Origin of the sequence: Micromonospora sp. NBS 11-29 (assembly GCF_002140155.1) — a bacterium.
In the GTDB taxonomy this organism is placed as follows: domain Bacteria; phylum Actinomycetota; class Actinomycetes; order Mycobacteriales; family Micromonosporaceae; genus Micromonospora.
This window is the reverse complement of sequence record NZ_NAPR01000006.1, coordinates 232,385-243,333: the sequence shown is the minus strand read 5'-3', so window position 1 is coordinate 243,333 and position 10,949 is coordinate 232,385. Positions and strand designations below refer to the sequence as shown.

Sequence of the window (10,949 nt, the reverse complement as noted above, 5' to 3'; positions counted from 1 at the left end):
ATGACTCTCGGGCATTATTATGCCTCTGGGTCATATCGCTAGCCCTGCCGTTGCCGAACCCTGATTGCCCGGCGGCAAAATCCANCGCTAGTTCGCCGAAGTGGCGCCTTCCCGGCGGAGGGATGCCGCTACTTCACCGAACTGGCGGCGCCGCCGGCTCACCCATCGCACCGGTCGAGATCGCAGTCCCACTTGCCAAACCACCGGTTGAGAGCGCGCCACGGGGCCCTTTCATACCAAGATCGCCTCGCGCGTCAGAGCAGGGAGGTGCGCCACTGGCGGTGCAGGGCGGCGTAGCGGCCGTCGGTGGCGGCCAGCTCGGCGGGGGAGCCGTCCTCGACGATGCCACCGGCGTCCAACACCAGCACCCGGTCGGCAATCTCCACGGTGGAGAGCCGGTGCGCGATCACCAGCGCGGTGCGGTCCCGCAGCACGTTCCGCAACGCCCGCTGCACCAGCCGTTCCGTCGGCACGTCCAGCGACGAGGTGGCCTCGTCGAGGATCAGCACCCGGGGGTCGGCCAGGAACGCCCGGGCGAACGCGACCAGTTGCCGCTGCCCGGCGGAGAGCCGGCCGCCGCGCCGGTGCACGTCGGTGGCGTACCCGTCGGGCAGCGCGGCGATGAACTCGTGCGCGCCGATGGCCCGCGCGGCGGCGACCACGGCCGCGTCGTCGGCGTCGGGGCGACCGAAGCGGATGTTCTCCGCGACGGAGCCGCTGAACAGGTGGGTCTCCTGGGTGACCAGCACCACCGCTCGACGCAACTCGGCGTCGGCGAGGTCGCGCAGGTCCACCCCGTCCAGGCGGACCGAGCCGGCGTCCGGGTCGTGGAAGCGGGCCAGCAGCTTGGCCAGCGTGGACTTACCGGCCCCAGTCGGCCCGATCAGCGCGACGGTCTGCCCGGCCGGCACGGTCAACTCCAGGCCGGACACGATCGGTGTGGCCGACCGGTAGCCGAAGGAGACCGAGTCGAACACGACGGCGCCGCGCGGCGCGGCGGCCGGCAGCGGCACCGGCCGCGTCGGCTCGGCCACCGCCGGTCGTTCGTCCAGCACCCCGGCCAGCTTCTCCAACGCGGCGGTCGCCGACTGGAGCGAGTTGTAGAACTGGCTCAGCTCCTCCATCGGCTCGAAGAACCGGCGCAGGTACAGCAGGAACGCGGCGAGCACCCCAATCTCGGTGTGCCCGCCCAGCACACGCCAACCGCCGTACCCGAGCACCGCCGCGGTGGTGAGGCTGCCGATCAGCCGGATGCCCGGCGAGTAGATCGCGATCAACCGGAACGCCCGCAGGCTGGCCACCCGGTAGTCGTCGTTGACCGCGTCGAAGATGCGCTGGTTGCGGGGTTCGCGCCGGAACGCCTGCACGGCCCGGATGCCGCGCAGCGACTCCACGAAGTGCACGATGACCAGCGCCACCGCCTCCCGGGTCCGCCGGTACGCCCCGGCGGAGGCCCGGGCGAACCAGCGGGACAACTGGAACAGGAACGGGAAGGCGGCCAGGGTGACCGCGGCCAACGGCAGGTCCAGCCAGAGCAGGACGCCGGCCACCGACAGGACGGAGAGCACGGCCAGGACCAGCTTGTCGATCCCGCCGTCGACCAGCTCGGCGATCGACTCCAGGTCACTGGTCAGCCGGGACACCATCCGACCGGACGTGTAACGCTCGTGGAAGCCCACGTCGAGGCGGAGGAACTGCGCGTACACCCGTCGTCGCAGGTCGAGCAGGACGGCCTGGCCGATCCGGGCGGCGAGGGTGAGGAACGCACGTCGGGTCACGTACTCCACGGCGGTGGCGACGACGAACGCGGCGGCGACCGCGACCAGCGGGCCGGGATCACCGGCCCGCAGCGGCCCGATGCCCCGGTCGATGCCGAGCATGACCAGGTACGGGCCGGTCATCGCGGCGGCGTTCTGGGCCAGCAGCAGCGACACCGCCAGCGCGAGCGGGCGGCGGTGCGGGCGGAGCAACTGCCGCAGCAGGAGCCGGCTGCGGGCGCGGAGCCGGGTCACCGCCGCCGGTGACGACGCCTCGGCGCGGCTGCGGTCGGCGTCCGGGTCGGTGGCCCGGCCCCGCCACCGGGACAGGTCCGCGTCCGGGCCCTGCCGCCGGGACGGGTCGGCGTCCGGGTCGGTGGCCCGGCGTCGCCGCCGGGACGGGTCCGCGTCCGGATTGACCGTCCGGCCGGTGCGGTCGGCGGTGGAGCCCGACCGGGTGCGTCCGCCCGTCGCGTCCCGCCCGGCCGGCTTCCGGGGCCGGGGGACGCGGCCGGTCACGACCGCACCAGGCCGACCCCGCCGGCCCGGCGGTCCGGCGCGGCGGAGAGCACCGCCCGGTACGCCGGCACCCGGGCCAGCATGTCGGAGTGGGTGCCGACGGCAACGATCCGCCCGCCGTCCAGCAACGCCACCCGGTCCGCCAGCGCCACGGTGGACGGCCGGTGCACCACCAGCAGCGCCGTGGTGTCCCGCAGCACCCGGCGCAGGGCCGCCTCGACCAGCGCCTCGGTGTGCACGTCGAGCGCGGAGAGCGGGTCGTCGAGGACCAGCAGCGCGGGTCGGCCGAGCACCGCCCGGGCCAGCGCCAGCCGCTGCCGCTGCCCGCCGGAGAGCGACAGCCCCTGCTCGCCGACGCGGGTGGCCAGCCCCCACGGCAGCTCGTACGCGAACTCCGCCTGTGCCAGCGCCAACGCGGAGCGGACCTCGTCCTCCCCGGCCTCCGGCCGGCCCAGGGTGAGGTTCTCCCAGACCGACATGGAGAACAGGGTCGGTTCCTCGAAGGCCACGCCGACCAGCCGGCGCAGCGCGCCGAGCCGCAGGTCGCGCAGGTCGTGCCCGTCGAGGGTGATCCGGCCGCCGGTCACCTCGTGCAACCGTGGCACCAGTGAGAGCAGCGTGCTCTTGCCGCAGCCGGTGGCACCGACCAGTGCGAGCGTCTCACCCGGCTCGACGGTCAGGTCCAGCTCGTGCAGGACCGGCGCGGACGTGCCGGGGTAACGGAAGCTCACCCGCTCGAAGCGGAGCCGACCGCCCACCTCGGTGCGGCTCAGCGACCGGGCGTGCGGGGCGTCCACGATGGTCGGCGGCGTGTCGAGCACCTCCTGGATCCGGTCGGCGGCGGTGGCGGCCTCCTGCCCGTTCGCGATGATCCAGCCGAGTGACTGCACCGGCCAGATCAGCATGAGCTGGAGGCTGACGAAGGCGACCAACTCCCCGATGGTGAGCGTGCCCCCGGCCACCGCGGCGGCGCCGGCCACCAGGACGCCGCCGAGGGTCAGGTTGGGCACCAGGTCGAACAACGCGGAGGTGCGGGCCAGCAGCCGGGCCTTGCCGATCCCGGTGTCGTGCAGCCGGCGGGCGCCGACGGTGAACCGGGCGGCCAGTTCCGGCCCCCGCCCGTACGCCCGCATGGTGCGCAGCCCCTGCGCGGTCTCCTCGACCAGCGTGGCGACGTCGCCCTGCTGGTCCTGCATGCGGCGGGACGCGGCGTGGTAGTGCCGGGCGAACCGGCGGCTGATCAGGAACAGCGGCGCGGCGCTGGCCGCGACCAGTAACCCCAGCCAGGGGTGCAGTCGGACCAGCAGCACCACCACGGCGGTGTAGGTGACCAGGTTGAGCACCAGGAAGAGCAGGCCGAAGGAGAGGAAGCGGCGGATCACCGAGAGGTCGCTGGTGATCCGGGAGAGCAGTTGACCGGACTGCCAGCGGTCGTGGAAGCCGACCGGGAGCCGTTGCAGGTGCGCGTAGATGTCGGCGCGGATGGCCGCCTCCATGCCCACCGACGAGGACGACTGCGTCCAGCGCCGGATGAAGATCAGCACCGCCTCGGCGAGCCCGAGCAGCAGCGCGAGCGCGCCGAGGCGGAGCAGCCCGGCCACGTCGTGCCGGGCCACCGGCCCGTCCACCACCCGCTGCACCACCAGCGGGACGGCCAGGCTCGCCGCCGTCGCGGCCAGCGCCGCGGCCAGCAGCCAGGCGAACTCCCCGGCGTACGGGCGCAGGTAGGACCGCAGCCGCCAGAGGTTGCGCAGCGGCTGGGCCGAGGCCTCCGGATGCGCTGCGGAATCGCCGTCGCTGGGCGCAGGCACCAACCGACGGTAGCGGCCGACCGTAACGCTTCGCGTCAGGTAGACGTCACCCGTCCCTCATGCCCGAGAAGCCACTTCTTCACGTCCAGCCCCCAGCGGTAGCCACCGAGCGCGCCATCGGTGCGCAGCACCCGATGGCAGGGCACGAAGAGCGCGGCGGCGTTGCGGGCGCAGGCCGCCGCGGCGGCGCGGACCGCGGCCGGTCGACCGGCCAACGCGGCGAACCCGGTGTAGGTCACCGGATCGCCCGGCTTGACGTCACGCAGCACCCGCCAGGCGTGGGCCAGGAAGAGGCCGCTGGTGTGCTGCTCCACCTCGACCGAATCGATCGCGGTGAGGTCACCGTCGAGGTACGCCCGGACGGCGACGGTCACCGGGCCGAGGTCGGCCCGTTCGCGCAGGTCGCCGCGCAGGCTCGGATGCGCCAACGGCACCAGGGTCGTCGGGTCGGCGGTGAAGCCGGCCGCCCGCACCGCCCCATCGGGCCTGGCGAGCACGCTCAGCGGCCCGGCCGGGGTGTCGATGACGGTGCTGTCCAGTGTGGTCATGCCGCTCTCCAGAGTCGGATCGTCGCGTACGACCGCCAGGGGCGCCAGCGGTCCGCGTAGGCGTGCAGGGTCTTCGTGTCGTCGGGCAGGCCGAGCGCGGCTGCGCCCCGGCGTACGCCCAGGTCGGTGGCGAGGAGGACGTCAGGGTCGCCGAGTGCTCGCATGGCCACGTAGCCGGCGGTCCATCCACCGATCCCGGGCAGCGCGGCCAGCGACCGGGCCGCTTCCTCCCGGTCGCCGCCCGGTTCCAGGTTCAGCTCCCCGTCGTCGACGGCCCGGGCCAACGCCCGGATCGTCTCCCGCCGCGCGCCGGGCATCCGGAACGCCGCGTCCGGCGCGGCGAGCAGCTCGGTCGGGCTCGGGAACGCCCGCAGGCCGCCGAGCGGTCCGTCGTCGGCCGAGCGGGCGGCGGCGAGCAGGTGGGTGAGCGTGGTGCGGGCCGAACGGAGCGAGACCTGCTGGGTGGCGACGGCGCGGACGGCCAGCTCGAAGCCGTCGACCGCGTGCGGCAGCCGGACGCCCGGCTCCGCGGCGACCGCCGGGGCCAGGGCCGGGTCGTCGGCGAGGGTGGCGTCCACCGCCAGCGGGTCGGCGTCCAGATCGAGCAGGCGCCGGCAGCGGGCCACCGCGGGCGCGAGGTCGCGCATGTCGGCCAGCCGCAGCGTGGCGGCGATGTGCCCGTCGGCCGGGGCCAGTGCCGCGGTGCCCGGGCCGTGCGGCAGGCGCAGGCCCCGGTGGTACGCCCCGTCGCGGACCTCCTCGACGCCGGGCAGCGCCCGCAGCGCGAGGAAGTCCCACAGCGCGCCCGCGTGCAGCGGCGGTCGGTAGGCCAGTCGCAGCGTGAGGGTGCCCGCCCCGCCGGCCGGTTGCCGGCCGCTCCGGCCGGCCCGCCACTCGGACGGGGTGGCGCCGTAGACCTCGCGGATCGTCTCGTTGAACTGCCGCACGCTGCCGAAGCCGGCAGCGAAGGCGACCTCGGCGAGGCCGAGGTCGGTGGTCTCGACGAGGATCCGGGCGGTCTGCGCCCGCTGGGCCCGGGCCAGCGCCAGCGGGCCGGCGCCCACCTCGGCCCGGAGCATCCGGTGCAGGTGCCGCTCGGTGTAGCCGAGCCGGGTGGCCAGCCCGGGCACGCCGTCGCGGTCCACCACGCCGTCACCGATCAGCCGCATCGCCCGCCCGACCAGGTCGGCGCGGACGTCCCACTGGGGGGAGCCGGGTGCCGCGTCCGGCCGGCAGCGGCGGCAGGCCCGCAGGCCCGCGCCCTGCGCCGCGGCGGCCGAGGGAAAGAAGCGGACATTCTGCCGTTTCGGCGTCATCGCCGGGCAGGACGGCCGGCAGTAGATCCCGGTCGACGTCACGCCGGTGTAGAACCAGCCGTCGAACCGCGGATCGCGGCTGTCGACGGCCCGGTAGCAGCGCTCGAAGTCCAGCTCCATGCCCCGATCCTGCCTCGCCGACCGGACGGCCGGCTGGCGGGATTCGGACGTCACGTNGGCGGGGTCCCGGTCCCGCGGCAGCCGCCACTTCGGCGAGGTGGCGTGGATCTTGCCGGTGCGCCCGGGAAAGTGTCGTAAGTGGTCGGTACCGTCCCGCCACCAACTCAAGAAAGCTGCGAGGTGTCGGCTGATGCGATCGGGGCGAGCACGACTCGACGCCGCGGTGGTGCAGGGCTTCTACGACCGGATGCGGGCGGTGGCGCCGGCCGCCTACGGCGCGATCGAACGGGACCGGGCCGGCGACCCGGCGCGACCCTTCGGCGACACCGCCTGCGGCCGGCTGGTCGCCTCGCTCGATCCGGCCGGGCTGCGGGCGCTCGGCATGTGGGCACACCACTGGTGCATGCGCTTCTACGACGACGACACGCGCGTCGGCCTGCGACTGGTGCGGGAGATCGCCGGCCGGCGCGGCCTCGGCTGGACCGTCGACGAGGTGCGCTGGCTGCTCGACCGGTCGTACGCGGTCGGGCCCGCCGCCGCCCACCGGTTCACGCTGCCGCTCGCCGCGGCGGCCGAACTGCCTCCCGACGCGCTNCCGTGGCCCGTCCGGGAAGCTGACCGAGCACCATGGCGGCGACCGCCACCGCGAAGCCGGCGAGCTGGGCCGGGCTGAGCGCCTGCCCGAGCACCAGCCAGCCGAGCGTCGCGGCGGTCAGCGGGCTGAGCGCGCCGAGCACCGACACCCGGGTCACCGGCAGCCGGGCCGCACCCCGGAACCAGAGCGCGTACGCCAGTGCGGTGCCGACCAGCCCCAGCCACGCGTACCCGAGCAGGGCCGGCCCGTGCGGCGCGGGCGGCGCACCCTCGACGGCGGCGGCGATCGGCAGGACCAGCAGGCCACCGGCGACGAGCTGCCAGCTGGTCGCCGCCAGCGTGCCCACCCCGGGCGGCCGTCCCCAGCGGCGGGTGAGCACCAGCCCGACGGCCATCGACGCGGTGCCGGCCAGGCCGGCGGCGACGCCGAGCGGGTCGAGACCGGCGCCCGGTCGCAGCACCACGAGGGCGACCCCGGCGGGCGCGGCGATCGCGGCGAGCAGCGCCGGCCGGCCGGGCCGGTCCCGGAGCAGGGCGACGGTGAGCGCGGCCACCAGCAGGGGCTGGACGGCCCCGAGCACCGCCGCCGTGCCGCCGGGCAGCCGGTACGCGGCCACGAAGAGCAGCGGGAAGAACGCCCCGATGTTGAGCGCACCGAGCAGGGCGGCCCGTCCCCACCAGACGCCGTGGGGTCGTCGGCGGGTCAGCGCCAGCAGCAGCAGGCCGGCCGGCAGTGCGCGCAACGTGCCGGACCAGAGCGGCCGGCCGGCCGGCAGCAGTTCGACGGTGACCAGGTAGGTGGTGCCCCAGGCGATCGGGGCGACGGCGGTGAGCGTGACGTCGGTCCAGCGACGAGCCATGGGACACCTTTCCTCGATGCCAAGTATCTTAGCGCCAAGATACTTGGCGTCGAGTGAAAGCGGCGGTGCGAGGTACGGCACAATCGGCAGCCGTGGCAACCGACGAGGTGGACCTGATCGTCGAGCAGTGGCGACGGGAACGGGCCGGCATGCGGCCGGAGCCGATGGCCGTCTTCGGCCGCATCTACCGGCTGGCCCGACTGGTCGGCGACCGCCAGGAGCGGGTGTACGCCGACTGGGGCATCGGCCGTGGCGAGTTCGACGTGCTCGCGGCGCTGCGCCGATCCGGCCCGCCGTACACGCTCGCGCCCAAGGCGCTCACCACCTCGCTGATGCTCACCTCCGGCGGCATGACCGGCCGACTCGACCGGCTGGAACGCGCCGGACTGGTGCGGCGCTCGCCCGACCCGGCCGACCGGCGGGCCCTACGGGTCAGCCTCACCGACGCCGGCCGCCGGGTGGTCGAGGAGTCGGCCGAGGCCGGGCTGGAGGTGCAGCGGCGGATCCTCGACGCGCTGCCCCCGGCCGACCGGGACCGGCTGGCCGACCTGCTGCGTGACCTGCTGGCCGCCGCGGAGGCCGCCGACCCGGCACAATGATCTCCACCCGCACCGGCCGGAAGGACGCCATGCCCGCCACCGAACCGACCATCGTCGCCACCAGCATGGGCTACTTCAGCCGGCACCGGGGCCCGTGGGACGCCCGCCCGAGTCAGCTCTTCGACCTCATGGCGGAGCTGGCGCAGGCCGGGGACGCGCCCCGGGTCTGCTATCTCGGGCAGGCCGTCGGCGACCAGCCGACCGGTCTCACGGTCTTCTACGGCGCGTTCGCCAGCACCCGGTTCCGCGCCTCCCACCTGGCGTTGTTCCCGATGCCGAACGTCGAGGACATCCGCGCCCACCTGCTCGCCCAGGACATCGTCTGGGTCGGCGGGGGCAGCGTGGCCAACCTGTGCGCGGTGTGGCGGGTGCACGGCCTGCCGGAGATCCTGCACGAGTGCTGGCAGGCCGGCGTGGTGCTGGCCGGGGTGTCCGCCGGCTCGATCTGCTGGCACACCGGCGGCGCCACCGACAGCTACGGCCCGGACCTGCGGGCGTTCACCGAGGGCCTGGGCTGGCTCCCGTACGGCAACGGGGTGCACTACGACAGCGAGGAGCAGCGCCGGCCGCTGATGCACCGGCTGGTCGCCGACGGCACGCTGCCGACCAGCCACTGCACCGACGACGGCGTCGGGCTGGTCTACCGGGGCACCCGGCTGGTCGAGGCGGTGGCCGACCGGCCGGGCGTGGGCGCGTACGAGCTGGTGCGCGCCGAGGACGGCACGGTGCGGGAGACCCGGATCGAGCCCCGACTGCTGCCCGCCGGGCCGGATGGCCGGTCGACCGCGTAAGCTGGCTCGTCGTGAGTCTCACCATCGGCATCGTCGGCCTGCCCAACGTGGGCAAGAGCACCCTGTTCAACGCGCTGACCAAGAACGACGTGCTCGCCGCGAACTACCCGTTCGCCACCATCGAGCCGAACGTCGGCGTGGTCGGGCTCCCCGACGAGCGCCTGGGCAAGCTGGCCGAGATCTTCTCCTCGCAGAAGGTGCTGCCGGCGCCGGTCTCGTTCGTCGACATCGCCGGCCTGGTCCGGGGCGCCTCGAAGGGGCAGGGCCGGGGCAACGCGTTCCTGGCGAACATCCGCGACGCCTCGGCGATCTGCCAGGTGGTGCGCGCCTTCTCCGACCCGAACGTGGTGCACGTCGACGGCAAGGTCTCCCCGGCCGACGACATCGAGACGATCAACACCGAGCTGATCCTGGCCGACCTCCAGACCCTGGAGAAGGCGCTGCCCCGGCTGGAGAAGGAGGCCAAGCTCCGCAAGGACCGGGCCGCCGCCGTCGAGGCCGCGAAGAAGGCCGCCGACCTCCTCGACCAGGGCATCACCCTGTACGCGGGCGCCGCCGCCGCCAAGATCGAGCTGGAGCACCTGCGCGAGCTGCACCTGCTCACCACCAAGCCGTTCCTCTACGTCTTCAACGTCGACGAGGCCGAGCTGGGCAACGCCGAGTTCCTCGACGAGCTGCGCGCCCTGGTCGCGCCCGCCGAGGCGGTCTTCATGGACGCGAAGATCGAGTCCGAGCTGGTGGACCTGCCCGAGGACGAGGCCCGCGAGCTGCTGGAGTCGATCGGGCAGTCCGAGCCGGGTCTGGACCAGCTCGTCCGGGTGGGCTTCCGGACGCTCGGGCTCCAGACGTACCTGACGGCCGGCCCGAAGGAGGCGCGAGCCTGGACCGTCCCGGTCGGGGCGACCGCGCCGGAGGCCGCCGGGGTCATCCACAGCGACTTCCAGCGCGGCTTCATCAAGGCCGAGGTGGTCTCCTACGACGACCTGGTCGCGGCCGGATCGATGGCGGCGGCCAAGGCCGCCGGCAAGGTCCGGATCGAGGGCAAGGAGTACGTCATGCAGGACGGCGACGTGGTGGAGTTCCGCTTCAACGTCTGAATCCGGCCCGTTTTCGCAGGTCAGGAGGGTGGTGCCTCGCTCTGGGGCACACCGGGGGCACAACCCCACGCCTCATCGACCGCCCGGCGGGTGCGCTCCTCCGAGCCCGGCATCAGGTGACCGTAGGTCGACAGGACCAACGTCGCGTTCTCGTGCCCCAGCCGTTCGGCCACGGTGATGACCGACTCACCCTGCATCAACAGGACCGAGGCGTAGTGGTGGCGCAGGTCGTGGGTCGTGATGTTCTCCGGCAGGCCTGCCTTCCGCATAGCCGTGCCGAAGATGATCGTGCCGTAGTAGTCGTGGCGGTAGGGGCCGGCGAAGCGGGTCGTGAACAGGGTGCCGTCATCAGCCGGCGGGAACTGCGCCATGTGCGCCCGCAGCGCGTCGGCGACGACCTGGGGCAGGGTACGGAGAGCGCGGGGCCCGCACCATCCCGTGTCCGAACGGCGGCAGGGTGGGTCCGGCCGGGCTGCCGGCATGTGATCCGACAGCTGATGTGCGACGGTCGGGCTGCCGGCAATGTGGTTCAAAGTTTCTGTACGNAAGCGGGCCGCACGCGCCGCCACCAGGGCGCGTGGCCCGGCCCCTCTGCTTTGCGCCAGGGCCGGACCACGCCGAACGCCCGGCGGCTGGCGCGGAAAGCGGGAAGCCCGAGCGGGCCGCAGCAGAACGACAGACCGATGGCCGGTGTGAGGTGCGCCGGCAGCCGGCCGGGCCGCGCGGCCACGAGCCCGCGCGGCGGAGGGAGCGCACGCCGGCCGCGTCGGCGAGCTGGCGGCGGTCACGGGGTTGCGGTTAGAGCGCCTCCGGCGGGGGCGCTCCGGCTCCAGGATGGCCGGGGCTCCGTCGGCGGGTCACGGTCCGTGGGTGGTCGAGGTGGGCCATCCCGCCTGCCATCGACCCGGACAAGCCGAGCAGACCACCGCCCGACCCT

The 10,949-nt window shown here is 74.3% G+C and carries 9 protein-coding genes and 1 pseudogene; 4 read left to right on the top strand and 6 right to left on the bottom strand.

Going from position 1 to position 10,949, the window contains the following annotated elements:
* Window positions 1-254: 254 nt before the first annotated feature.
* The 4 genes from B1205_RS08785 to B1205_RS08770 all read right to left on the bottom strand — a co-directional run bounded on the left by B1205_RS08785 (window position 255) and on the right by B1205_RS08770 (window position 6,071).
* Window positions 255-2,087, bottom strand: coding sequence for an ABC transporter ATP-binding protein (locus B1205_RS08785; protein WP_254909826.1), 1,833 nt, complete (start codon window positions 2,085-2,087; stop codon window positions 255-257).
* A 185-nt stretch (window positions 2,088-2,272) separates the two neighbouring features.
* Entirely contained in the window at window positions 2,273-4,087 is a 1,815-nt protein-coding gene (locus tag B1205_RS08780; RefSeq protein WP_089155149.1) for an ABC transporter ATP-binding protein, read from the bottom strand.
* Window positions 4,088-4,122: 35 nt separating this feature from the next.
* Complete coding sequence (locus tag B1205_RS08775; RefSeq protein ID WP_089155148.1) at window positions 4,123-4,635, bottom strand: methylated-DNA--[protein]-cysteine S-methyltransferase; 513 nt, start codon at window positions 4,633-4,635, stop codon at window positions 4,123-4,125.
* Entirely contained in the window at window positions 4,632-6,071 is a 1,440-nt protein-coding gene (locus B1205_RS08770) for an AlkA N-terminal domain-containing protein (RefSeq protein ID WP_089155389.1), read from the bottom strand. The genes B1205_RS08775 and B1205_RS08770 overlap by 4 nt, the downstream gene beginning before the upstream one ends.
* A gap of 190 nt (window positions 6,072-6,261) precedes the next feature.
* Here B1205_RS08770 and B1205_RS08765 point away from each other — a divergent pair, with 190 nt between their 5' ends.
* Window positions 6,262-6,744, top strand: a complete 483-nt coding sequence (locus B1205_RS08765) for a hypothetical protein (RefSeq protein ID WP_254909804.1) — start codon at window positions 6,262-6,264, stop codon at window positions 6,742-6,744.
* Window positions 6,745-6,751: 7 nt separating this feature from the next.
* Here B1205_RS08765 and B1205_RS08760 read toward each other — a convergent pair.
* A pseudogene (locus tag B1205_RS08760) lies at window positions 6,752-7,525 on the bottom strand (EamA family transporter); the annotation flags it as partial.
* Window positions 7,526-7,617: 92 nt separating this feature from the next.
* On the opposite strand from B1205_RS08760, the gene B1205_RS08755 reads away from it, so the two are divergent.
* Genes B1205_RS08755 through ychF form a run of 3 tightly spaced genes read left to right on the top strand, consistent with a single transcriptional unit; the run spans window position 7,618 to window position 10,012 of the window.
* Window positions 7,618-8,124, top strand: a complete 507-nt coding sequence (locus tag B1205_RS08755; RefSeq protein ID WP_089155146.1) for a MarR family winged helix-turn-helix transcriptional regulator — start codon at window positions 7,618-7,620, stop codon at window positions 8,122-8,124.
* 29 nt (window positions 8,125-8,153) lie between these two features.
* Window positions 8,154-8,915 (top strand): peptidase E, encoded by a 762-nt coding sequence (locus B1205_RS08750; protein WP_089155388.1) that lies wholly within the window; start codon window positions 8,154-8,156, stop codon window positions 8,913-8,915.
* A gap of 11 nt (window positions 8,916-8,926) precedes the next feature.
* On the top strand, window positions 8,927-10,012 hold the full coding sequence (ychF, locus tag B1205_RS08745; protein ID WP_089155145.1) for a redox-regulated ATPase YchF: 1,086 nt from the start codon (window positions 8,927-8,929) through the stop codon (window positions 10,010-10,012).
* A 20-nt stretch (window positions 10,013-10,032) separates the two neighbouring features.
* Here the strand turns inward: ychF and B1205_RS30240 are convergent, their stop codons facing one another.
* Window positions 10,033-10,383 carry a tyrosine-type recombinase/integrase gene (locus B1205_RS30240; protein ID WP_254909803.1) on the bottom strand — a complete coding sequence of 117 codons (351 nt, stop codon included), beginning with the start codon at window positions 10,381-10,383 and terminating at the stop codon, window positions 10,033-10,035.
* Between the last annotated feature and the right edge of the window lie 566 nt (window positions 10,384-10,949).